Annotated in this window: 24 protein-coding genes; 22 read left to right on the top strand and 2 right to left on the bottom strand. The window is 29.2% G+C overall.

Features of this window, described 5'->3' with window-relative positions; genetic code table 11:
* Positions 1-16: 16 nt before the first annotated feature.
* Genes BG_RS01380 through BG_RS01290 form a run of 19 tightly spaced genes read left to right on the top strand, consistent with a single transcriptional unit; the run spans position 17 to position 16,349 of the window.
* Positions 17-241 (top strand): flagellar FlbD family protein, encoded by a 225-nt coding sequence (locus BG_RS01380; protein WP_011193616.1) that lies wholly within the window; start codon positions 17-19, stop codon positions 239-241.
* Positions 238-1,020 carry a motility protein A gene (locus BG_RS01375; RefSeq protein WP_004791773.1) on the top strand — a complete coding sequence of 261 codons (783 nt, stop codon included), beginning with the start codon at positions 238-240 and terminating at the stop codon, positions 1,018-1,020. Before BG_RS01380 ends, BG_RS01375 begins: the two co-directional genes overlap by 4 nt.
* Complete coding sequence (gene motB, locus BG_RS01370; protein WP_011193615.1) at positions 1,020-1,802, top strand: flagellar motor protein MotB; 783 nt, start codon at positions 1,020-1,022, stop codon at positions 1,800-1,802. The genes BG_RS01375 and motB overlap by 1 nt, the downstream gene beginning before the upstream one ends.
* Before the next feature lie 47 nt (positions 1,803-1,849).
* A complete protein-coding gene (gene fliL, locus BG_RS01365; RefSeq protein ID WP_011193614.1) occupies positions 1,850-2,386 on the top strand; it encodes a flagellar basal body-associated protein FliL in 537 nt (178 codons plus the stop codon).
* A 24-nt stretch (positions 2,387-2,410) separates the two neighbouring features.
* Entirely contained in the window at positions 2,411-3,469 is a 1,059-nt protein-coding gene (gene fliM, locus BG_RS01360) for a flagellar motor switch protein FliM (protein WP_004791557.1), read from the top strand.
* 45 nt (positions 3,470-3,514) lie between these two features.
* Positions 3,515-3,856 (top strand): flagellar motor switch protein FliN, encoded by a 342-nt coding sequence (gene fliN, locus BG_RS01355; protein ID WP_004791803.1) that lies wholly within the window; start codon positions 3,515-3,517, stop codon positions 3,854-3,856.
* Positions 3,849-4,475, top strand: coding sequence for a flagella biosynthesis regulatory protein FliZ (locus tag BG_RS01350; protein WP_011193613.1), 627 nt, complete (start codon positions 3,849-3,851; stop codon positions 4,473-4,475). Before fliN ends, BG_RS01350 begins: the two co-directional genes overlap by 8 nt.
* Before the next feature lie 10 nt (positions 4,476-4,485).
* The gene (fliP, locus tag BG_RS01345; RefSeq protein WP_011193612.1) at positions 4,486-5,250 is read left to right on the top strand and encodes a flagellar type III secretion system pore protein FliP; all 765 of its coding nucleotides are present in this window, start codon (positions 4,486-4,488) and stop codon (positions 5,248-5,250) included.
* An 8-nt stretch (positions 5,251-5,258) separates the two neighbouring features.
* A complete protein-coding gene (gene fliQ, locus BG_RS01340) occupies positions 5,259-5,522 on the top strand; it encodes a flagellar biosynthesis protein FliQ (RefSeq protein ID WP_011193611.1) in 264 nt (87 codons plus the stop codon).
* Positions 5,523-5,557: 35 nt separating this feature from the next.
* Positions 5,558-6,346, top strand: a complete 789-nt coding sequence (gene fliR / locus BG_RS01335; protein ID WP_011193610.1) for a flagellar biosynthetic protein FliR — start codon at positions 5,558-5,560, stop codon at positions 6,344-6,346.
* A complete protein-coding gene (gene flhB, locus BG_RS01330; protein ID WP_011193609.1) occupies positions 6,346-7,464 on the top strand; it encodes a flagellar biosynthesis protein FlhB in 1,119 nt (372 codons plus the stop codon). The genes fliR and flhB overlap by 1 nt, the downstream gene beginning before the upstream one ends.
* 8 nt (positions 7,465-7,472) lie before the next feature.
* Positions 7,473-9,566, top strand: a complete 2,094-nt coding sequence (flhA, locus tag BG_RS01325; protein ID WP_095205639.1) for a flagellar biosynthesis protein FlhA — start codon at positions 7,473-7,475, stop codon at positions 9,564-9,566.
* Between the two features lie 4 nt (positions 9,567-9,570).
* The gene (gene flhF, locus BG_RS01320; protein ID WP_004791903.1) at positions 9,571-10,737 is read left to right on the top strand and encodes a flagellar biosynthesis GTPase FlhF; all 1,167 of its coding nucleotides are present in this window, start codon (positions 9,571-9,573) and stop codon (positions 10,735-10,737) included.
* Positions 10,738-10,748: 11 nt separating this feature from the next.
* Positions 10,749-11,636, top strand: a complete 888-nt coding sequence (locus BG_RS01315) for a MinD/ParA family protein (protein ID WP_004791828.1) — start codon at positions 10,749-10,751, stop codon at positions 11,634-11,636.
* Positions 11,637-11,645: 9 nt separating this feature from the next.
* Positions 11,646-12,125 carry a hypothetical protein gene (locus BG_RS01310; RefSeq protein WP_011193607.1) on the top strand — a complete coding sequence of 160 codons (480 nt, stop codon included), beginning with the start codon at positions 11,646-11,648 and terminating at the stop codon, positions 12,123-12,125.
* 2 nt (positions 12,126-12,127) lie between these two features.
* On the top strand, positions 12,128-14,032 hold the full coding sequence (locus BG_RS01305; RefSeq protein WP_011193606.1) for a FapA family protein: 1,905 nt from the start codon (positions 12,128-12,130) through the stop codon (positions 14,030-14,032).
* Between the two features lie 26 nt (positions 14,033-14,058).
* Positions 14,059-14,361 carry a hypothetical protein gene (locus BG_RS01300; RefSeq protein WP_011193605.1) on the top strand — a complete coding sequence of 101 codons (303 nt, stop codon included), beginning with the start codon at positions 14,059-14,061 and terminating at the stop codon, positions 14,359-14,361.
* A gap of 19 nt (positions 14,362-14,380) precedes the next feature.
* Positions 14,381-14,902, top strand: a complete 522-nt coding sequence (locus BG_RS01295; RefSeq protein WP_011193604.1) for a DUF6115 domain-containing protein — start codon at positions 14,381-14,383, stop codon at positions 14,900-14,902.
* Positions 14,880-16,349, top strand: a complete 1,470-nt coding sequence (locus tag BG_RS01290; RefSeq protein ID WP_011193603.1) for an Hsp70 family protein — start codon at positions 14,880-14,882, stop codon at positions 16,347-16,349. Before BG_RS01295 ends, BG_RS01290 begins: the two co-directional genes overlap by 23 nt.
* Before the next feature lie 24 nt (positions 16,350-16,373).
* On the opposite strand, the gene lepB is transcribed toward BG_RS01290, so the two are convergent.
* Positions 16,374-16,880: a signal peptidase I gene (gene lepB, locus BG_RS01285; RefSeq protein WP_044007877.1), complete on the bottom strand. Its 507-nt coding sequence runs from the start codon at positions 16,878-16,880 to the stop codon at positions 16,374-16,376.
* A gap of 61 nt (positions 16,881-16,941) precedes the next feature.
* On the opposite strand from lepB, the gene BG_RS01280 reads away from it, so the two are divergent.
* Complete coding sequence (locus BG_RS01280; protein WP_011193601.1) at positions 16,942-18,195, top strand: M23 family metallopeptidase; 1,254 nt, start codon at positions 16,942-16,944, stop codon at positions 18,193-18,195.
* 6 nt (positions 18,196-18,201) lie between these two features.
* Here BG_RS01280 and BG_RS01275 read toward each other — a convergent pair whose 3' ends face one another.
* Complete coding sequence (locus BG_RS01275) at positions 18,202-19,584, bottom strand: tetratricopeptide repeat protein (RefSeq protein ID WP_011193600.1); 1,383 nt, start codon at positions 19,582-19,584, stop codon at positions 18,202-18,204.
* 203 nt (positions 19,585-19,787) lie between these two features.
* On the opposite strand from BG_RS01275, the gene BG_RS01270 reads away from it, so the two are divergent.
* The gene (locus tag BG_RS01270; protein ID WP_011193599.1) at positions 19,788-20,804 is read left to right on the top strand and encodes a hypothetical protein; all 1,017 of its coding nucleotides are present in this window, start codon (positions 19,788-19,790) and stop codon (positions 20,802-20,804) included.
* Complete coding sequence (locus tag BG_RS01265) at positions 20,797-22,944, top strand: flagellar assembly lytic transglycosylase (protein ID WP_011193598.1); 2,148 nt, start codon at positions 20,797-20,799, stop codon at positions 22,942-22,944. Before BG_RS01270 ends, BG_RS01265 begins: the two co-directional genes overlap by 8 nt.
* The last annotated feature ends 1 nt before the right edge of the window (position 22,945 follow it).

The raw sequence follows: 22,945 nt of genomic DNA, 5'->3' as shown, positions 1-22,945 counted from the left end.
GATTGTTTTTTAACATATGATTTTTGTAACTAAGCTTAATGGTTATGGATATTATTTAAATCCTTATCATATTGAAAGTATTGAAGCTAATCCTGATACTACAATTCTTCTTATGAATGGTAAGAAGCTAATTGTAAAAGAAAAAGTTGAAGAGGTGGTCAATAGGATCAAGTTGTACAGGAAAGAAGTTGCTTCTTTTGAAAAAATTGTAGGAGAAGGAAATGGGAGTGTTGAATTATGAATTTAGCTAGTATAATTGGGTGGGGAGTTGGATTTGGAGCTATTTTAATTTCCATGGCATTTACTCCTACAGGACTTGGTGTTTTTTGGGATTTAAGCTCTGTTTTTATTACTATTGTTGGATCTTTTTCTGCTCTTATGGCTTCTTCGGAAGTTATTGCTGTAAAAAAAATTCCAACGTATTTGGGATTTTTCTTTAGAAGAAATTCTTATGCCAAGGTTTCTATTATAAAAATATTAGTAGAGCTTTCAGAAAAGGCTAGAAAAGAAGGTCTTTTATCTCTTGATGATGAGCTTGAACAAATTAATGATCCATTTTTTAAGTCAGGAATGAGACTTGTTGTTGATGGTGCAGATCCTGAGGTAATTAGAACTATGCTTTATTTAGAGCTTGATCAAATGCAAGAAAGGCACAGAGTTGGTTCAGAACTTTTTAAGACTTGGGCAAAACTTGCCCCAGCTTTTGGTATGATAGGTACTCTTATTGGACTTGTGGCTCTTCTTGGTAACCTAGAGGACAAGTCTGCGCTTGGTTCTTCTATGGCTGTTGCTCTTATTACAACTCTTTATGGAACCATAATGGCAAATTTAATGTTTACTCCTGTCCAACTTAAGTTGGAGAAAATTGATTCTGAGGAAGCTGCAGTAAAGACAATGATAATTGAGGGTGTTTTATCAATTCAGTCTGGAGATAATCCTAGAATTTTAGAGCAAAAATTAATGACGTTTTTAACCCCCAAAGATCGAAGCCATCTTAGTAGTAGTATTGGGGGTGAATAATGGCCTTGCGAGTTAAAAAACCTTCAAAATGTGATGAAGGAACTCCAGATTATATGTTGACTTATGGGGACATGGTTACTTTGCTGCTTGTATTTTTTGTTACAATGTTTTCATTAAATGATATTATTTTTCAAGAAAATGTAATAAGGATAATGTCTGCATCTTTTACGGGTGCAGGATTTTTTAAAGGCGGTAAAACTTTAGATTTTAATAAATTATCTTATTTGAGTAATAGTTTTATGTCTTTGCCTTCTACTGTGCGCAATAAACAAGCATCCCAGACTGCTAAAAATAAATCTATGATTGAATTTATTGAAAAAATCCAGTCTAAAAATATTATGGTTAGACAGGAAGAGAGAGGCATCGTGATATCTCTTGCAGCAGATGCATTTTTTGATTCTGCTAGTGCAGATGTTAAGCTTGAAGATAATAGAGATTCTATTCAAAAAATAGCATCTTTTATTGGGGTTTTAAGCTCTAGAGGCTATAATTTTAAAATAGAAGGACATACAGATAATATTGATACTGATGTAAATGGGCCTTGGAAAAGCAATTGGGAGCTTTCGGCTGCAAGATCTGTTAATATGCTAGAACATATTTTAAACTATTTAGATCAGTCTAATGTTAATAGCATTGAAAATAAGTTTGAAGTATCTGGTTTTGGTGGAAGTAGACCTATTGCAACAGATGATACTCCCGAGGGCAGAGCTTATAATAGAAGGATTGATATATTAATTACTACGGATGCATCTTTAAGTTTTCCTAAGGAAATTGCGCAGTAATAAATCTTTTTAACTGTAAAGAAGAAATTAATAGGAGGAATTTTATTATGCCGAATAAGGATGATGAAAATTTAGATATAGGGGATTCTAATGTTGGTAGAAAAGGTGGTTTGTTGCCTGATATTATAATAAAAATTTTGCAGATACTTGCAATAGGAATATTTACTGTTGCGACAATGATAATTGTTTCTTATTTTGTATCTAAAATGGTAGTAAGCCAAAGTGGGGCTCCTAGCGATTTTCCAGTTTTTTCTAATGAATACTTAGGAAAGCCACCTATGCTTATATGGTATGAAAGCATAGATGAGATTAGAGGTAATACTTTAGATGTTCCTCCAAAAACTTTTGTTGTAAAGCTTGCTTTAGGGTATGCAGAGAATAATGTTAATATCCTCAATGAGCTTGGGAGGCAAAAAGTTCGCTTAAAAGATATTATTAGAGAATATTTTAGCCAAAGGACTGGTCAAGAAATAAAGAATGAAAGTCAAATAAAGGCAGAGATTAAGGCAAGGATTAATAGTATCCTTAGAAATGGAGAAATAAAAGAAATAGCATTAACCCAAATTGATATTTTTGATATGTAATAAATAAATTAAAAGGAATTTTAAATGGCAAACAATCCAGGAGCTTTATCTCAAGACGATATAGATAGTCTTTTAGAGTCTATTAATTCGTCTGAAAGTTTATCGTTAGACGAATCCCTTTCTAATGTTATATCTAGTCCTACGGGTAAAAAACAGAAAGTTAAGGTTTATGACTTTAAAAGGCCAGATAAATTTTCAAAAGAGCAGGTCAGAACAGTTTCAAGTTTTCATGAGGCATTTGCTAGGTATACTACAACCTCACTTTCTGCTCTTTTAAGAAAAATGGTTCATGTTCATGTGGCCTCAGTTGATCAATTAACCTATGAAGAGTTTATTAGGTCAATACCCAATCCCACAACTTTAGCAATAATAAATATGGATCCCCTTAAAGGATCTGCTATTTTTGAAGTTGATCCAACCATAGCATTTGCTATAGTAGATAGGCTTTTTGGGGGAGACGGAGATACGATTAAAGATAAAAGTAGAGATTTAACAGAAATTGAGCAGTCTGTCATGGAAAGTGTTATTATTCGTATACTTGCTAATATGAGAGAGGCTTGGTCTCAAGTAGTTGATCTAAGGCCAAGATTTGGGCATATTGAGGTTAATCCACAGTTTGCGCAAATAGTCCCTCCTACAGAAATGATTATTTTAGTCACTCTTGAGGTTAAAATAGGAAAAGTGGAAGGGCTTATGAATTTTTGTTTACCTTATATTACTATAGAGCCTATTGTTTCAAAATTATCAACAAGATATTGGCATTCTTTGATTGGTGTTGGGACTACTAGTGAGAATCTTGATGCTTTGCGTGAAAAGTTAGAAAATACAGCAATGCCTTTGATAGCAGAAATAGGTGAAGTTAAACTTAAAGTAAGAGAAATTTTATCGCTTGACAAAGGTGATGTTTTAAATCTTGAATCTTCTCTAATAAATAAAGATTTAACTTTAAAAGTTGGTACTAAAGAAAAGTTTAAATGTAGAATGGGTTTGATGGGGAATAAAGTTTCAGTACAAATTACAGAAAAAATTGGAGATATAAAAGGTTTTGATTTGTTAAAAGAGCTTACAGAAGAGGTTGAGTGATAGTTATTTTATTTATTGTAACTTAAATTATTAAGAGGTTGAATTATGAGTGTAGATGAAAAAAGTGATGGTGGAGAAAAGCCAGAAATAAAAGGGGTTAAGCTTCCTGATTTAATTGATACTTTGCCAGAAGGAGTTGATCCTAGTAATTTTGGGCTTTTAATGGATGTTTCTATGCAGCTTACTGTAGAACTTGGAAGAACCGAGCGCAAAATAAAGGATATACTTGGTATGTCTGAGGGTACGATTATTACTCTTGATAAACTTGCCGGAGAGCCTGTAGATATTTTAGTAAACGGTAAAATAGTTGCCAGGGGAGAAGTAGTTGTAATTGATGAAAATTTTGGAGTTAGAATTACTGAGATAATTAAAACTAAAAATGAATAATAAATTTTTATTTTTAGTTTTTTTAGCGTTTTCTAATTTTTTTACATATGCTAATTCACAAAAGCAAGTAAATTCAGTATCTGTTGATTTAGAAAATGAATCTAGTTTGCCAATCTTTGAAGAGGATAAGGCAAATCTTGCTAACAATGTTAGTGCTCAGCCAGTTTCTCTTTTTAATATTTTAGATTTGGTTAAGATAGTTTTATTTTTACTTATTGCTTTTTTTATCTTTTTCTTATTTAAGAAGTTAATTTTTAATTCAAAAAAAAGCAAATATGAACAAAGTTCTAATTTGATTAAAGAGCTTGTTTTTTACGAGATAGATGTTAAAAATTCAATAAGAATTATAAACATACTAGACAATGTTTACATATTTTTAGTTTCTAGTAATTCTTCTACCTTGCTAAAAGAGATTAAATCTGAAGAAGAGCTAGAAGATTTAAAACTTAGGCTTAGTAAAATTAATAATTTTGCTAAGAAAGATTCTTTTAAATCAATCTTTAAGAAAATGTTGCTCAAAAAAGAAGATATTGCTTTTTCCGGGAATGATTATGTTAAACTTGAGAAGAAAATTGAGACTTCACTTAAAGATAAACAAGATAGATTAAAAAAATTTTAGAGGGTTTATTTTGAGAAAGTGTTTTAATTTTTTTTTATTTTTTAGTGTAACAAGTTTGTCTTTTGCTCAAACAAAATCTTTGCAAGCCGCCAAAGGTCTTAATTTCCCGTTTTTAAATTTTGAAAATATTGGTGGTTCAGAGATAGCTTTTTCTTTGCAGCTTTTAATTCTATTGACCATTATTACTCTTTCTCCAGCATTTTTAGTTTTAATGACTTCGTTTTTGAGAATATCTATAGTTTTGGATTTTATTAGGCGTGCTTTATCTCTTCAACAATCTCCTCCTACTCAGATAGTAATGGGATTGGCTTTATTTTTAACTATTTTTACCATGTGGCCAACCTTTAATGTTATATATAAACAAGCTTATTTGCCCCTTAAAGAGTCAAAAATAAATTTTGATGAATTTTACAACAAAGGAATTGCTCCTCTTAGAATTTTTATGTATAAGCAGATGTCCGATGGGCGTCATGAAGAGATTAGATTATTTATGAGTATTAGCAATTATGATCGACCAAAAAATTTTAGCGAAGTGCCGACACATGTTTTAATTGCAGCTTTTATTTTGCATGAGCTTAAAGTGGCTTTCAAAATGGGAATTTTAATATTTTTGCCGTTTATAGTTTTAGACATTATTGTTGCTTCTGTTTTAATGGCTATGGGTATGATAATGTTGCCCCCTGTAATGATATCTTTGCCTTTTAAGTTGATTCTTTTTGTAATGGTAGATGGTTGGACTTTAATTACTAGTGGTCTTATTAAAAGTTTTATGTAAGGTTATATATGACTGCAGGACACATTCTTTATTTAATTAGGATTTCTATTGAAAACATTATGATTTTATCAGCTCCGATGTTAATTATAGCTCTTATAGTTGGACTTTTGATTTCCATTTTTCAAGCTATTACTTCAATTCAAGATCAAACTTTAAGTTTTATTCCAAAGATTATTGTTATACTTTTAACCATTGTTATTTTTGGTCCTTGGATTTTGAATAAGCTTATGCAATTTACCTATATGATTTTTAATCAATTGCAAAATGTTTAACTTATGACTTAAAATTGTATTATTTGGATGAAATTTTGAATTTGAGTTTTTTAGTTTTAAAATCTTTTACAATTTTACCTATATTGGTTAGAATTTTTATGTTTTTAAAATTTTCTCCATTTTTTTCAACAATAAAAATTGGATATTTTAATTTTTTCTTTTCTTTGATTTTATCTGTAATTGTTGTTGAAAAGATTAGGATTATTTATCCTTTAGACAGTATGCTTTCTTTTATGTTAATTTTATCAGGAGAAGCTATTTTAGGTCTTATTCAGGCATTTTTTGTTAGTATAATTTTTAATGTTTTTCATTTAGTTGGATTTTTCTTCTCTAATCAAATTGGACTTGCTTATGCAAATATTTTTGATGTTTTTTCAGAAGAAGATAGCATGATTATTTCACAAATTTTTGCTTATTTGTTTTTACTTTTGTTTTTATCAAGCGATTTTTTACTTCGTTTTTTTGTGATTGGCATACATGATTCTGTTTTGAACATTAGGGTTGAACATTTGGTCAATATGAGAAATTTAGAATTTATAAAGCTTTTGCTTATGTCTTTTGGATTTCTTTTTGAAAAAGCCTTATTAATTTCGTTTCCAATATTGGCTTTACTTTTACTTTTTTATTTAGTATTAGGAATACTTTCAAAATCATCGCCTCAGATTAATTTATTAATAATTAGTTTTTCGACTTCGCTATTTTTAGGGCTATTGATTTTGTATATTGGATTTCCAAGCTTAGCAGTATCTTCAAAAAAAGTGATTGAACTCTCCTTAGATTCTCTTGCTAGTTTTTTAAAATTGTTTTCTAGAGTTTTAAAATAATGCTAAAAGATGAATTTTTGATTAAAAGTTGGTATATTCCTCTTGATTTTTTCTCTGCAGATGATGAGGGAAGAACTGAATTACCTACTGATCAGAAAAAGCAAAAAGCAAGAGAAGAAGGACGGGTATTAAAGTCTACTGAAATTAATACCGCTGTTAGTCTTTTGTTGTTATTTTCATTGTTTTTTTTCATGCTTTCTTATTTTGCTTTAGATTTAGTAGCTGTTTTTAAAGAGCAAGCTAGCAAGCTTCCCGAAGTTATGAGAATGAGTGTTTATTCTATGGGTTTTGCATATATTAGAGCCATCATTGGATATGTCGTTTTGTTTTTTATTGCATCTTTAGTTGTTAATTTTTTTGTTAATATTATTCAAGTAGGCTTTTTCATTACTTTTAAATCTTTGGAGCCAAGGTGGGATAAGGTTAGTTTTAATTTTTCCAGGTGGGCAAAAAATTCTTTTTTCTCAGCAGGAGCTTTTTTCAATTTGTTTAAAAGTTTATTAAAAGTTGTTATAATATGCTTGATATATTATTTTATTATAGAAAACAATATAGGCAAAATTTCTAAGCTTTCGGAGTATACACTTAATTCTGGGATTTCTATTGTATTGGTTCTTGCCTATAAGATATGTTTTTTCTCAGTAATGTTTTTGGCAATTGTTGGGGTGCTTGATTATTTGTTTCAAAGATCTCAGTACATTGAGAGTTTGAAAATGACAAAAGAAGAGGTAAAGCAGGAGAGAAAGGAAATGGAAGGTGATCCTTTACTTCGATCTAGAATAAAAGATAGAATGAGGGTTGTTTTAAGTACTAATTTAAGAGTAGCTATTCCCCAGGCAGATGTGGTAATTGTAAATCCAGAACATTTTGCAGTTGCTATTAAGTGGGATAGCGAAACAATGCTAGCTCCAAGAGTGCTTGCAAAAGGTCAGGATGAAATAGCTCTCACAATTAAAAAAATTGCAAGAGAAAATAATGTCCCTTTAATGGAAAATAAGCTGCTTGCAAGAGCGCTTTATGCTAATGTTAAGGTTAACGAAGAGATTCCAAGAGAATATTGGGAGGTTGTTTCAAAAATTCTTGTGAGAGTATATTCTATTACTAAAAAGTTTAATTAGAGGTTCTATTGTTGGATGCTAGAAAAAATTCTATATTAGGATATTTAAGGCTTAATAATAAGTCTGATTTAATAATTTCGATTGGTTTAATATTTATTGTTGCTGGGTTTATCTTACCCCTTCCTGCAGTTATTTTAGATTTTTTGATTACGATTAATTTAGTAATAAGTCTTTTAATTATTTTAATTGTTCTTTATTCTAAGAGATCTCTAGATTTTTCTGTTTTTCCCACCTTATTGCTTGTGATGACTATTTTTGGACTTGTTCTTAATATTTCTTCTACTAGATTGATTTTAACTAAGGGTATAAATTTTGATGGGCAAATGATAAGAACATTTGGTACATTTGTTGTAGGTAGTTCTGGAATTCAAGGACTTGTTATTGGCTTTATTATATTTATAATAATCATTGCCGTTCAATTTATTGTAATTACCAAAGGAGCAACAAGGGTAGCTGAAGTTGCAGCTCGGTTTGCTCTTGATGCGCTTCCCGGTAAGCAAATGGCCATTGATTCTGCCTACAGCTCTGGAAATTTGACAGAAGAAGAGGCTACAAGGCAAAAAAACGATTTGCAATCAGAGGTTAATTTTTATGGCGCAATGGATGGAGCTTCTAAATTTGTATCGGGAAACGTTAAGGTTGGATTTTTGATAACCCTTATAAATATTCTTGGTGGTTTGCTGGTAGGAACAACTTTACAGGGTCTTAATTTTAGCGAAGCTCTTAATAATTATGTTTCATTAACAGTTGGTGATGGGCTTGTGTCTCAATTGCCGGCTCTTTTAATTTCAACGGCTACAGGATTGATTGTTACTAGGTCGATTTCAAAAAATAGCTTTGGTGGCGAAATTTTTGAGCAATTCACAAATCATTTAGGAATTTATTGGATTGTTTCTGGGTTTTTGTGTTTTTTAGCCTTTCTTCCTGGATTTCCAACCTTAATTCTTCTTTTTTTAAGTTTGCTCATTGCATTTTTAGCTTATTCTCTTTCAGGAATAAAGCGCAAAGAAGAAATTAATGAAAAAATAAAATTGGAAGAAGAGCAAGCGGCAATTTATTCAGATAAAGATGTTGCGCCTGTTGTTCCTCTTGATCCACTAGCTCTTGAGATTGGATATAATCTTGTTCCAATAGTTGATGATACAAAAACTTCTGAATTACTTGATCGTATTGTTAAGATAAGGCGTGAGATTGCATTTGAATTTGGAATAGTTGTGCCTAAGATTAGAATAGTTGATAATATGCGGCTTCAGCCCAATGCTTATTCTTTTAAACTAAGAGGAGTTGAAGTTGGACGAGGTGAAATTAAACTTGGTAAATTTTTAGTGATAAATGTTGGAATTGATTCTGGAATAGATGGAGATCTTGTTAAAGATCCTTCATTTGGGCTTCCTTCTCTTTGGGTAAATGATGATGGGCGAGAAACTGCTGAAAAATTGGGATATACTGTTGTGGATCCTCCCTCGATTATTGCTACACACATGACAGAGCTTATTAAAAGACATTCTTACGAAATTTTGACTCGTCAAGATGTTCAAAATACACTTGATCTTTTTAAGAAAGATTATGGGGCTATTGTTGAGGAGGTCCTTAAGAATTTTTCAGTTGGCGAGATTCAGAGAGTTTTACAAGGTCTTTTAAAAGAGCAAGTTTCAATTCGAAATTTGGTTACAATTTTTGAAACATTTGCAGATTTTACAAGTATTACTAAGGATATATTTTTCTTAATTGAAAAATGTAGACAATCAGTTGGAAGACAAATAACTAGTGGGTATTTAAACTTAAATTCTGAGCTTAATGTAATAACTTTAAACCCTAGTTTTGAGCAAATAATAATAGATTCTCGTATAGAATCCAATCATGATCTTATAAGTTCAATTGATCCTAATTTGAAAACTAAATTTATTTATGAACTTTTTAAAATTGTAAACGAAGTTCAAGCAGAAGGGTTTTATCCAGTTATTCTTTCAAGCGAATCGTCAAGACCTATAATAAAAGTGATAACAAGTAGAGAGATTCCAGAACTTGTTGTTATGTCTGTTTTAGAGGTTCCCCAAAATATTAAAGTTAATGTTCTTAAAACAGTAGAGGTTGAAGAATAGTATTATGGTTCAATATTTTACAGAAAAAGGTCCAACTTATAATGAGGTTATAGAAATAATTAAGAAAAAATATGGCAAGAATGCTAGGGTTATGACCTATAAAACCGTTCCTCATGGAGGGATTTTGGGTTTGTTTAGCAAAGATTGGGTTGAAGTTTCAGGTTATGTTAGATATGACATTGGTAATCAACAGATTAATGTTGAAGATGAAAAACGAAAGATCCTTCAAAGCATTAAAAGAGAGGAAAATTCTTCAATTGAAGATGTGTTAAAAGAAGTTAAATCTCTTAAAACAGAACTTGCTCACAAAAAAGAAAATATTAATCATCCAACAATTACGAAAATCGAAGATATTCTAAGAGAAAATGATTTTTCTGAAAACTATATTAAAGACATTAATGAGTTTATTAAGAGAGAATTTAGTTTGTCAGATCTTGATGATTATGAGAGAGTTAGAGAGGATGTTGTTTTATATATTGCAAAGACAATTAAATGTTCGGGTTCTATTATAGATGATCTTAAGAAAAGAGTTTTTATTTTAGTTGGCCCAACAGGTGTTGGAAAGACTACCACAATTGCAAAACTTGCAGCAATTTATGGTATTAATGGAGAATCTAAGAGTTTGAATATTAAGATTATTACTATTGATAATTATCGTATTGGAGCTAAAAAACAAATTCAAACTTATGGTGATATTATGGGTATTCCGGTTAGAGCAATTGAGTCTTTTAAAGATTTAAAAGACGAAATTACTGATTCAAAGGATTTCGATCTGATACTTGTTGATACAATTGGTAAAAGTCCTAAAGATTTTATGAAGCTTGCTGAGATGAAGGAGCTTCTTAATGCTTGTGGAAGAGATGCCGAATTTCACTTGGCCGTAAGCTCTACTACAAAAACATCAGATGTTAAAGAAATATTTCATCAATTCTCTCCTTTTAATTACAAAACTGTGATTTTTACTAAAGTGGATGAAACCACTTGTGTTGGGAATTTAATAAGTTTGATTTACGAAATGAAAAAAGTAGTTTCTTATGTTACAGATGGGCAAATTGTTCCTCATAATATCAGTGTTGCAGAACCACTTACTTTTATTAGAAGAATAAATGGCTACAGAATAAGCGATGATGCAGAGTTTATTAAGAAGATAAAAAGTAAATCTTATTATTAAGGAAAGTTATAATGGAAGATCAAGCTCAAAGTTTAAGAGATATGATGAAATTAAACGGTAAATTTAATTTTTCAGTTGATGAGAAAGTTCAAAACAGTAAAACAAGATTCATTGCTGTTAGTAGTGGCAAAGGTGGTGTTGGCAAAAGCAATATTGCAATTGGGCTTGCTCTTAAATATTCTGAGCTTGGCAAAAAGGTATTAATACTTGACGCGGACATTGGAATGGCTAATGTTAATATTTTGCTTGGAGTTATTCCTAAGTATAGTATATATCATATGATTACTCAAAATCGTGATATTAGGGAAGTAATAACAAAGACAGAGTATAATATTGATCTTTTAGCCGGCGCTTCTGGTACGATGGAGCTTTTAGATCTCTCTGATGTTGATGTTAATAAATTTATAAAAGAATTATTAAAAATATATGAATATGATATAGTTGTAATAGACACTAGTGCTGGAATTTCAAGGCAAGTTATTTCTTTTTTGCTTTCCAGTGACGATGTTGTTATTGTTACTACTCCAGAGCCTACTTCGATTACCGATGCTTATGGAATAATAAAGGTTTTGTCTTATAAGATGGAGAATTTAAAAAATTTAAGACTTATTGTTAATAGAGTAGCTAATGTTAGTGAGGCTAAGGGGGTTGCTAAAAAGGTTATAGATATTTCAGGCCAATTTTTAAATTTAAATATTGATTATTTGGGGTATATTTATGAGGATCAAAATGTTAGAAGTTCTGTTTTTAAGCAAAAGCCTTTTGTTTTGGTAAATCCAAATAGCAAGGCTAGCTATTGTCTTGATTCTATTGTTGCCACTCTTGAAGAGGTTTCTCTAGATAGCAGAAAAAGAAGGGGTGTTATAGGCTTTATATTAAGATTTTTTGGTGTGGAGTAGTAGGGCATTATGTTTATAAGTAGGGAATTAAAGTATATTTTATTAGCTAGTGTGTCAGCATTGTTTATCTCAGCAGTTTTAGGTTTGTTTTGTGGCTTGCCATTTTTTACAATCTTAGTGAGATCTTTTTTGCAGTTTGCATTTTTTTTTGCTATTGGACTTTTAATTGAGTTAATCTATAAGAAATATTTATCTAATCTTTTTTCGGCAGAATTGTCTAGTGATATGGAAAATAAGCTTCAAGATGATAAGAAGGTTCATAAGGATTTAAACGACAATCTTGATTCTCAAAATAAAAATTCTCTTTATGAGAGCTTCCAAAATAACATTAGTAGTGTTGATTTTATAGAAGAGGTCAAAAAGTATAAATTTGATACTGAAGACATGAGTGAGGGAAGTGGCAAAATTAAAAAAATGTCATTTATTGAAGATAATGATCCAAAAGTTGTTGCAGATGCTATTAAAACTTTAATGAGTAAGAAGGAATAAGTATGGATGATGCGGCTATAAATTTTTCTGAACTTTGTGATAAAATGCGAGCTTACTTGGAAAGAGAAAATCATGTTGATTTGATGGAAATAGAAGCAGATACTCTTGAAGAAGCCTTAAATGATGCTTCTTTAGAACTTTCAGTGCCTTATAAAGAATTAGACTATGAGATTTTGTTAAAAGGTAGTAATGGCATATTGGGATATGGGAGAAAAAAATGGAAAATAGTTGCCTATAGAAATTCTTCTAGCAAACCAAAAGTTTCTCTTGATTCAAAAAATGATTCAGGAGAAGAAAAAACGATTTCATCGGACGGTGAATTTTTTATCAAAAAATCTTCTAAGGGTGTATTTCTAAAGGTTATCTCGTCAAAGGGACAAGGAGTTCCTATTAATTATCAAGATGTTCTTTCCAAATTAGAATTACATAGCAATATTGAAAATTTTAATAAAGATATTGTAAAGGGTATAGTTGAGAATGCTAGTGGATACTATGAAAAAATTGCCGATTTTGAATCTGATCCTTCTGAAAATGTTACAATGATGGTTCACATATCAGAAAATTCAATGTCAGTCACTATTGAATTTACCACGCCCGGAATTAATGGAGCTGAAATTTTTGCACAAGATATTTTCAATATCCTTAGAAAATATGGAGTAATAGATATTGCAATACTTAAGGATAAAGTAGCAAAATTTGTGGATTATCCTGTTTATGGTGAGCCTGTTGAACTTGCAAGAGGATTGGAGCCAGTAAAAGGTAAGGATTCTTATATCGATTTTATTGTTGATGAAAACAATAGGCTTGGTGAGTATGAGGTTTCAAGCATAGGCTTTAGGAATGTTATTGAAGGCGAGGAATTGGCCAGAATTATTCCTTTTGGTAAAGGCGTAGATGGCTATACCGTTTTTGGCAAAGTGTTAAAATCAGAGAGTGGACAGGATATTAATTTTATTTTAGGTGAAAATACTTTTAGAGATGGTTATAAAATTCGTGCAAAATGTAATGGGTATATGTCTGTTTCAGATGGTATAATATCTGTTCATAATATTTATTTGGTCAAGGGTGATGTTGGACCTGCTACTGGAGATATAGTAAATAATGGAATGGTTCTTGTTCAAGGCAATGTTTTAGATGGATACAATATTATGGCCAAAAGTGGAATAGAAGTGAAAGGATTAGTGGGTCGGTGCAATTTAAAAACGGATGGGTCTATTATTTTTCATAGTGGCGTGAATGGCAAGGGTGATTCTAAGATTTATGCAAGGGGTAATATTAGGGCCAAGTTTTTAGAAAATGTTACTTTAAGTTGCGGTGGGGAAGTTGAAGTTTTAAGAGGCATTGTAAATTCTTCAGTTTCTTCTAAAAAGAGAGTTCTTTGCATCGGTAAAAAATCAAAAATAGTTGGTTCGAGTGTTTATGCTAAAGAAGAGGTTAGAGCTTATTCTATAGGCTCTGATAGAAGTTGTGAAACTTGCATTGATGTTGGTTATGATCCTGAAATTAAAGATTTACTAACTAGGTTTACTAGCCATCTTGAAAAGATTGAAAAGCGATTAGAAGTTTTAACTAAAGATATTGTTGCTTTAAAAAAGAATATTGTGCTCATTACAGATAAGTCAGAAAAATCCTTAAAGATTGACAGTTACAATGAATTTGTTAATGAGAGTAAAATTCTTAGAATGGAAATAAAAATGATAGAGGCTAAGCGAATTGATTTGCAAAATGAGCTTGAAAATACTAAGATAGAGGGTAAGGTTTCTGTTGAAAATATAGCTTACTCAGGTGTTAAACTTTATATTAAGAATGCTTTTTATGAGCTTTCAAAAGATTACAGCAATGTTACTTTTGTAGAGGATGATAATTATATTAAGGTTATGACCTATATTCCTTTTAAGTCTAGGTGAATGATCTTTAATATGAGGATTTGGATATGGATACGTTTGAAGTTTTTAAAATGTCTTTTGTTAGTTCTTTTAAGGCTAGGCAAATTTTAAGTGAAGATGAAAAGCTCAAAAGATTAAAAATTAATCAAAATACTAGATTGAAATTTTTAAGAGATTCTCATACTGATTCTGAGGTTAGTAATGTATGTGCAGTTAGTAAGGTTGAGGATAATTTTTTACTTTCATTGCCAGTTAAAAAAAATAAGAATGAAGAGCGGATAATGCTTAGTTTGTATTCTGGTAAATTTGAAGATCCTAAAATTGGCAAAAATGTTAATATTAAGAGATAAAATTTTTTAGGGCTTTTATATGTTTATTGTTTTTTATCTTATTTTAGTTATATTTATTTTTATATATTTTCATGTGTATATTAATTTGAAAATAAAATCTAATAGCATACTTAAAAAGTTTAAAAGCGAGGTAGATAAAACAATTATTGAAATTAATCAAGCTACGGATAGAAATATAAATATTATTGAAATAAAAATTGAAAGTTTAAATAGAATCATTAAAGAGGTTGACGAGAGGATTGAAATTCTTGATCAGAGATTGTTGGGTTTTAACAACAGTCCTATTCCTGGGAATAGTTCTTCTAATTTTGGATCTAAGAGTGGTGGAATTTATAAAAGCAATTTGGATTATTCTATCCCTACTATTGAAAAAAATATAATAAAAGAAAGTTATAATGTTCGAAATCAAATTATTTTACTTCATGAACAAGGCATGTCTTTTGAAGCTATTGCTAAAAAATTTAAGTTAGATCTAGGTGAGGTTGAATTGATTGTTTCAATACATAGGGGAGGTATTCATGAAAAAATGGATAGGTATTGATCTTGGAACCACAAATACTGTAGCATCGTATTTTGATGTTAGTTCTAAGATAATATTAAATGAAAGGGGTGAGCGAATGACCCCTTCTATTGTTTCTTTCTCAGATAAGGACGTTTTTGTTGGAAGTGCCGCTAAAAATCAAATATTAGTTAATCCTCAAAAGACATTCTATAATTTTAAAACCAATATAGGCTCTAATACTTTTTATAAAGTAGATGGTGAATTTTATAGAGCAGAATATATTTCAGCACATTTGCTTTCTAGTGTCAAAAAGAATGCTGAAAAATTTTTAGATGAAGAGATTGAAAATGTTGTAATAACAGTTCCTGCGTATTTTTCTGAGATTCAAAGGAGAGGTGTTGTTGAAGCTGCAAATTTTGCTGGTTTGAATTGCAAGGCCATACTTAATGAACCAACCGCAGCTGCTATTGCTTATGCCTTTGAAAGTCAGATTGATGGAATTTTTCTTATTTATGATCTTGGCGGTGGAACTTTTGATGTAACTCTTATGGAAAAACAAAGCGACACCTATACTGTTCTTTCAGTTAAAGGACAAAGCCGACTTGGAGGTAATGATTTTAATAAAATTATTGAAAAGCATGTTTTAGACAATTTTAAAAATGAATATCCCGATTTTAATTTAGAAGATGTTTTTCTTCTTGAACAGCTAAGAGAACAAATTGAAGAGGGTAAAAAAAATTTATCTGTTATGGAAGAGGTCGACATTACTTTGCTTTTCCTTGATGGTAATCATTTAAGTTATAAACTTAAAAGGAATGAATTTAATGCAATGATAAGTGAATATGTTGACAAAACTATTCACTTATCTAAGGAATGTATTGTTGATGCTGGTGTTGGTATTAGTAGTATTTCTAAAATAATACTTTCTGGTGGTTCAACAAGGATTCCCTTGATTCAAAAAGTTTTAAAGGAATCCTTTCCTTCTGTTTTGATTTTAGATGCTTTAAATCAAGATGAAGTTGTAGCTATTGGCGCAGGTATTCATGCCTTTAGTCTTTCTAGAAATGACTCTGTTATTAAGTTTAAAGATGTTACCCCTTATTCTCTTGGACTTGAGATAAGGGATAATAAATTTTTTACTTTAATAGAGAGAAATACTGCTTTACCAATTTCTAGAAGCAAATTATTTACAACTACTAATGACTATCAAGATGAAATTGAGATCCATGTACTTCAAGGTGAATATAAAAAAGCTTCTTTGAATTATTCTATAGGTAGATTTTCCTTTGGCAATATTCAAAAAGCTTTAAAAGGAATTCCTAAAATAGAGGTACTTTTTACTTTAAATGAAAGTGGTATTTTAAGTGTTAATGCTAAAGATTTAGAGACAAATTCTTCTAATTTTATTGAAATAAAAATTACAAGTTCATCTGACAATGTAGCAAAAGAAAGTCTTTCAAACATTTTTACAAGTATTATTGAATAAAAACTTAAGGAAATATATATTTTTTTAAAAGTAATAAATTATTTTTCCCAATATGTTATCAATTTTTATGAATCCGTAATCTCTTGAGTCTAATGAGGTTTGTTTATTTTCTCCTATGACTAAATAGTGATTATCAGGAATTTTTTTATTATTTTTTTTTAAAATATTTTCATCTATTTTAAAGTTTAAGTTATGTATGCATATTTTATTTTTTTCTATTTGTTTAAATTTTTCTCCCGGAATTGCAAAAATTCTTTTGACAGCAATTTTGTTTGTTATGGGATCTTTAATAAGTATCATTTCATTTTTTTTGGGGGTTTTCCACAATAAAAGATATTTTTGACGACTTTTAAGTCTAAGTCCATATGCAAATTTGTGATTTACAATCCAATTTTTGTCAAATATTATTGGGATCATTGATTCGCCTTTTACTATGTAAAAGGATAAGAATAGCTTTATTAAGGTTATTAAAAGTAAGCAAGCAGCTAAAATTGACGCTAGTTCATATTTGTGAGCTTTAAATATTCTCATAACTTTTAAACAATGCCTTCATTAAAATGCAATTTTCTATTGTATAATGAAATAGCATGTTATGATTATACCAAAAAAAAAGCAAAGGGTAGAAAAACGTAAAAAAAATTTTTTATTCAGTAGTAAGAAGAATATTAATTTTGAATTAAAAGATTTTGCCGATATTAGGAATATTGGTAAAAGAAGAAAAAAAGTTTTCAAGTTAAAAAACTTTTTTAAAAAAATTGATTTTTTTTTAAAAAAAGTTTCTTTATTTTCCTATAAGCTTAAAATACAAAATATTAATCATTATGAATATAAATATTATTACAATAACTTTAAAGAAAAAGTTTTTGACATTTTTAGCTTGAAATTCGATTATAAGCTTATTTTTAAGCTAAATGCAATAATCTTTATTTTTGTATTAATATTTTATATTAATATTTTTTCTTATTACGGTTCTTATATTTTTTTAAATAGACTCACCTTACCCAAAGATTATTTTATTGATACATTTTTATATTATAGCGATCAAGATATAGCGCAAATTAGTAGCTATTTGCCCGATTCTAATGTTTCTGCAAATGTTCCTGAATTTAAAAAAAATTTTGTATTAAAGGTGCTTGACCATAAAATTAAGCCCGGAGAAACGCTTTCTCATGTTGCAGCTAGATATCAGACAACTAGTGAAACTTTAATTTCTTTTAATGAAATTAAAGATGTAAGAAATATTAAGCCAAATTCAATTATTAAAGTTCCTAATATGAACGGAATTGTTTATGTTGTTAAAAAAAATGACTCCATTTCATCTATAGCTAGTGCCTATAATATTCCCAAAGTGGATATTTTAGATTCTAATAATCTTGATAATGAAGTTTTATTTTTAGGGCAAAAATTGTTTATTCCTGGAGGAAGATTGCCCAAAGATTTTTTAAAAGAGGTATTAGGAGAGATTTTTATTTATCCTGTACAAGGCGTTATTACTTCAGGATATGGTTATCGACCAGATCCGTTTACAAGAGTTATTAGCTTTCACAATGGAATAGATATTGCAAATTTAGCCAATACTCCCATTAAAGCCGCAAGAGAGGGCATTGTTGTAACGGTGGGATTTAATGCGGGAGGATATGGGAAATATATTGTTATTTCTCATAGTAATGGATTTCAAACTTTATATGCGCATTTGAATTCTTTTGCTGTTAAAGTTGGGAAAAAAGTTTCAAGGGGAGCAGTAATAGGCTATATGGGAAGTACTGGCTATAGCACAGGTAATCACTTGCATTTTACAATTTTTAAGAATGGCAAAACAGAAAATCCTATGAAATATTTAAGATAGTATTTTTTATGTGTATTTTGATATGTTAATTTTTTTAAGTATTTGAGTTAGTTTTTTGCCTTCTACTAGATCAATAAGCCTTCCTTCAATCATTTGTTTAGCCTTTAAAGAGAATTTTGATGGAGCAATGCAGAGTCCTTTTATTTTATTTTCTTTTATTTTTGAAATGAAATCTTTTAAGAATAATTCACCAAAAGTATCTTGTTCGGTTCTTACAAATCGTACTATTAAATTTTCTTCCCATTGATTGTTAGCTAAGTGAAAGTTCATATCAATAAATTGTGATGTTATTTCGTTTATTTTAGAATCTCTTACTTGAAATTTATTTAAATATAGTTTTAAAATAATTTCATTTGCTATTTTTCCAAAATTTTCTTTTGAACTGCGCAAGTATATTCTTAGCGCTATGTTTTCGTTTAATCTTTTACTAAATTCTAATTTTTCTTTAATTTTTTTGTAATTTGGATCAATATCTTCAACTTTGGTAAAAGCTTCTGTAGCTTTTTGATAATTTTCAACAGAGATTTGGAGTTCTCCAAGATTATAAAATAATTCAAGGAAAATTTTTTTAGGCAAGTCAGGTTTTACTTTTATTATTTCTTTAATATTTTGTTCTAATTTATCCAATTCTTTATTTTTTGAATGAATCTCAGATGTAATTAATAAAGCCTCATAAATCATTCCGTCTTTTTGTTTTATTTTGTTAGCAATCTCTAGTGCCAGATGATCTTGATTCATTTTTGACAAAGACTTAGCATATGCTAAAAGAGCGTCAATGTCGCCTTGTATGTGTTTTTTTATGTTATTAAATATTCCAGCAGCTTTTCTATAGCTTTCCAGGTTAAATAAAGTTATCCCTATGTATTTTAGGATGTCTTTATTATTTTTATTAAACTTGTAAACTTTTGTAAGATAGTATAGAGCTTCTTTATACATTTCATTTTTTAAGAATGCTATACCAAGATAATAATTTGCATCCTCATCTGTTTTTTTTATGAGGTATGCTTTTTTTAAAAATTCTAAGGCTTCTCTGTTAAAATTTCTTTTAAGATTATAAAATCCATAGCTTAAAAAAGCTTTAAATGTGTTTATTTCTTGACTTATTGGGTTGTCTTCTATTAATTGGCATAATTTTTTTGCATATTTTATACCATTCTCATGGTCTTGATTTTTATAGTAGTAATTATTTAAAATTTCAAGGGCACCTATTTCGTTTGGATTTGTTTTTAATAGAGAAATTGCTCTTTCGATTAGTTTTTGCGTTCTTTCGTCATCTTTTTTAATTTTCCCTCTAGTTTTGCCTATTGTAAGCTTTAATGCTATTTTAAAAAATAAAAATACTAAAATAAATACTATAAATGAAGAGATTACTATAAATAGCGGTAACACTTTTATTGCTCCTAAATTCAAAATATCCCATTAATTTGCATCATCATATCTACTTTTAAGAAAAGTTTATTTACTTAAAATAAAAGTAATTTGTAAGTTGAATATCACATTATTTATATTATATTATAGTTATAATAATAATGATAACTATAATTAGTATATAAGTTTGGTTTCAATAAAATAAAGCAAAGAGGTTATAATTTTTGAAAGGGTTTTTAGCGATTAAATTATCTAATAATGAATATTATTCGGTTTTAAATTTAGATGATAGTTCTGTTAAGAGGGTAATATTAGGCAAGGTTGCAGGTGATACTAGTATTAAGTTGAATTTTTATGTTAGTGAATATGAAGATTTTTCAGATCCTTTTTTAGTTGGTTCTTTTTTCTTGGATAATTTAAAAAGGGAAAGCTTAAGTGTAAATGTTTATTTTAAAGTTATGGACGAAATACTTTATGTTTATAGTGAATCTAATGGGATTCAAGATAAATCTAAGTTTGATTTAAGTCTTTTAGATTTTAATCAAACCTTTAAAGGGTCTAATGGGGGTAGGCTTTCAAATGATTTAAAAAGCGGCATTGGCAATGATTTGCCTGTTGAAAATTTGGGTTCTGAATTTGATTTAAATTTTGAAGAAAAAGATGATTTTGTTAAAAAAGATGTTTTTGATTTAAGTATTCCTGCTATTAATTCTTTAGATCTAAAAACTGAAGAAGATCAAAAAGATGATTCAGGTGATTCAGATTTTGAAGGTTTTGATGATAATGACGAAAATTATGTTGATTCTAAAGAGCTTAATTTAGAAAATAAAAAAGTTGAGTATATTAATGAAGAGTCTTTAAACCTTAATAATTTTGAGTTTCAAAAATTAGAAGAATCTTTAGAAGAGGATGAGGAAGAAGATTTGCATGATTTAAGCGTTGAAGATATTATTGCAGATATTGACAAAGATTTAATAGATACTTCAGATGAAGATGTTGAACTAGATCTTAGAGAAGATTTTGAGAATGATGCTGTAAAAAACAATTTTAAGTTAAATTCAAGTGAAGGAGTGGTCCATTCTCCTATGTTGGATTTGAGCCTTATTTCTCTTTTTCTTTTGATATTTTTTTCTTTATTTTTAGTTTTTTCAAAAATTTTGAAGCCTAGAGATTTTATCTCATATTACTTTGAATGTGGTAAAAAAAGAATTGAGAGATATGAAAACGATCAATATGTTTAATAGAAATTCTTGCGTATTGCAAAATTTTCTTTTTTTATTTTTAAGTTTATTTTCTTGCGTTGTTAAAAAAGAAGTTTCGAGTAGTGATTTTATAAAGATGCATTCAAAAGAGTTTGATTTAAATAATTTAAATTGGTTATGGAATTTTGATTATTCAAAAAAAAATTTTGACAAGCATTTTAACATAGATCCAAGTTCTTATATATACGTTGCTTATTTGTTTAAAAAAATAGGGTTTGAAGAGAAATTTGTAGAGTATATGAAAAAGGCTATAGCCAATGGAGATAATATTGCATCCCAGTTTGCTGGAATTAAACTTATTGAATATTTTAACTCAATAAAAGAGTATTCTGAGTCTGAATTGATTGGGGAGAGTCTTTATAAAAAATACGAAAATAATAAATTTATTATACTAGGGTATTTCAAAAGTCTTTATTGGCAAAAGAAAAACGATAAGGCACTTAGCCTTTTAAATAAGCTTAATAAGATGGAATTTCCTGATTATCAGGAAAATGAAAATATTTTGTTAAAAGCGGCTCTTTATCTTAATCTTTCTAATGTAAGTGAGTCGAAAATTTATTTTAATGAACTTTTTGAAAATTTACCTGCAAATTATTTACATGTAAGGGCTTATGATTACTTTATTATTGAAAATAAGTCTAAGTACTTTGGTACAAATTTTTTAAATCTTGTTAGGTTTAAGTATGAAGTGGCAAATGGTAATTTTAATAGTGCAATAAATATATTGAATAAAAATGGTTTAAGTGGCTATTATGACAATAACATTGTATTAAGTGATGTTTATAAGGCTTTTATTAGTTCTGGCAAAATTTCAAATGCTTTAACATTTTTTAGTAAAATAAGGAGCAAATATAAAAATTATTATTTGGGTATTCTAAATCTTAGGGGGAAAAATAATTCAGGCCTTCTTCTTTTGAAGGAATATCTTGAGGGCTTAAATCTTAAAAATGAGATCAACAGGCTTGATTTGCTTAATACGGCTTTTAGTAATTTAATTTTTACTCAAAGTGCAAGAAATTATTTTGCCGAAAGCGTAGCCAAGTTTTATACCGAGAGTGATAAAAAAAATTCTACTTTTATTAAGATTTTAGAAGATTATATTTTAGAATCAATTCAGCTTGAAGACTATGGCAACCTTTATAAGCTTTATTCTAATGCTCAAAAAGTTATTTCTGATTCTATTTTATCTAAGCTTGCTTTTATTAATGCAAGGCTTATATATCATAAATTAATTAAATCTAATGTAAGCGGAGAATACAAGAGTCTTTTGCATTCTGCTATTAATTATGATAAATGGTCTTATTCTTCATTTATGAGCAGGTATTTATTAGATCAAAATATTGATGAATTTTTTACAAGTGGACATGATATTAAATATGAGCAATCTGATTATGAGATTTTTTTGGAGGGATTTTTAAAATTTAATCTTTATCATTATGTTAGAGGGTTTATTTCTGAAGATTTTAGGAATGGATATAAATTTTCACTCGATTTTTATCGAAGAATATACGATGAGCTTTTAAAGAGTGAAAATTATTACGATGCAACCCTTGTGATTAATTATCTTGTAAATCAAGATGAATCTGCTTTAATGGAAAATGACTATAAAAGGCTTTATCCATATCTTTATGGATCTTTGGTAGAATATTGGGCTAAAAGGCGTGGGCTTGAATCCAGCATTGTATTTTCTTTAATAAAAGCTGAAAGTAGCTTTGAGAAAAATGCTGTCTCAAAACCCGGTGCTGTTGGCCTTATGCAGGTTATGCCGTCAACAGCGAATGATATTTCTAAAGAACTTAAGTATTTTGATTATAATTTAAAGATCCCAAAAGATAATATAATAATTGGGACATATTATTTGAAAAAAAGAATATCTACAACCGGCAGCCTTTATAAGGCTCTTGCATCTTATAATGGGGGCATTGGTAATGTTAGAAAGTGGAAAAAAAGTTATGGACATTGTTCTAAAGAGCTTTTTATTGAGGCAATTCCTTTTAGTCAGACTAGAAATTATATTAAAAAAATATTAGTTTATTCGGTATTTTATGATGCTTTATATGAAAAGAAGGGAATAGATTCGGTAATAGTTAAAATTATGGGCGAATTTCCCAAAAATTAGT

The organism is Borreliella bavariensis PBi, assembly GCF_000196215.1.
GTDB classification, from domain to species: domain Bacteria; phylum Spirochaetota; class Spirochaetia; order Borreliales; family Borreliaceae; genus Borreliella; species Borreliella garinii.
The sequence above is the reverse complement of the archived record's forward strand: the minus strand, read 5'-3'. Positions and strand labels throughout refer to the sequence as shown.

What these genes read in the sequence shown, in the direction of transcription:
- BG_RS01380 (WP_011193616.1), top strand. Translation starts at nt 17, where the DNA reads ATGATTTTTGTAACTAAGCTTAATGGTTATGGATATTATTTAAATCCT.
- BG_RS01375 (WP_004791773.1), top strand. Translation starts at nt 238, where the DNA reads ATGAATTTAGCTAGTATAATTGGGTGGGGAGTTGGATTTGGAGCTATT.
- motB (WP_011193615.1), top strand. Translation starts at nt 1,020, where the DNA reads ATGGCCTTGCGAGTTAAAAAACCTTCAAAATGTGATGAAGGAACTCCA.
- fliL (WP_011193614.1), top strand. Translation starts at nt 1,850, where the DNA reads ATGCCGAATAAGGATGATGAAAATTTAGATATAGGGGATTCTAATGTT.
- fliM (WP_004791557.1), top strand. Translation starts at nt 2,411, where the DNA reads ATGGCAAACAATCCAGGAGCTTTATCTCAAGACGATATAGATAGTCTT.
- fliN (WP_004791803.1), top strand. Translation starts at nt 3,515, where the DNA reads ATGAGTGTAGATGAAAAAAGTGATGGTGGAGAAAAGCCAGAAATAAAA.
- BG_RS01350 (WP_011193613.1), top strand. Translation starts at nt 3,849, where the DNA reads ATGAATAATAAATTTTTATTTTTAGTTTTTTTAGCGTTTTCTAATTTT.
- fliQ (WP_011193611.1), top strand. Translation starts at nt 5,259, where the DNA reads ATGACTGCAGGACACATTCTTTATTTAATTAGGATTTCTATTGAAAAC.
- flhB (WP_011193609.1), top strand. Translation starts at nt 6,346, where the DNA reads ATGCTAAAAGATGAATTTTTGATTAAAAGTTGGTATATTCCTCTTGAT.
- flhF (WP_004791903.1), top strand. Translation starts at nt 9,571, where the DNA reads ATGGTTCAATATTTTACAGAAAAAGGTCCAACTTATAATGAGGTTATA.
- BG_RS01315 (WP_004791828.1), top strand. Translation starts at nt 10,749, where the DNA reads ATGGAAGATCAAGCTCAAAGTTTAAGAGATATGATGAAATTAAACGGT.
- BG_RS01310 (WP_011193607.1), top strand. Translation starts at nt 11,646, where the DNA reads ATGTTTATAAGTAGGGAATTAAAGTATATTTTATTAGCTAGTGTGTCA.
- BG_RS01305 (WP_011193606.1), top strand. Translation starts at nt 12,128, where the DNA reads ATGGATGATGCGGCTATAAATTTTTCTGAACTTTGTGATAAAATGCGA.
- BG_RS01300 (WP_011193605.1), top strand. Translation starts at nt 14,059, where the DNA reads ATGGATACGTTTGAAGTTTTTAAAATGTCTTTTGTTAGTTCTTTTAAG.
- BG_RS01295 (WP_011193604.1), top strand. Translation starts at nt 14,381, where the DNA reads ATGTTTATTGTTTTTTATCTTATTTTAGTTATATTTATTTTTATATAT.
- BG_RS01290 (WP_011193603.1), top strand. Translation starts at nt 14,880, where the DNA reads ATGAAAAAATGGATAGGTATTGATCTTGGAACCACAAATACTGTAGCA.
- lepB (WP_044007877.1), bottom strand. Translation starts at nt 16,880, where the DNA reads ATGAGAATATTTAAAGCTCACAAATATGAACTAGCGTCAATTTTAGCT.
- BG_RS01280 (WP_011193601.1), top strand. Translation starts at nt 16,942, where the DNA reads ATGATTATACCAAAAAAAAAGCAAAGGGTAGAAAAACGTAAAAAAAAT.
- BG_RS01265 (WP_011193598.1), top strand. Translation starts at nt 20,797, where the DNA reads ATGTTTAATAGAAATTCTTGCGTATTGCAAAATTTTCTTTTTTTATTT.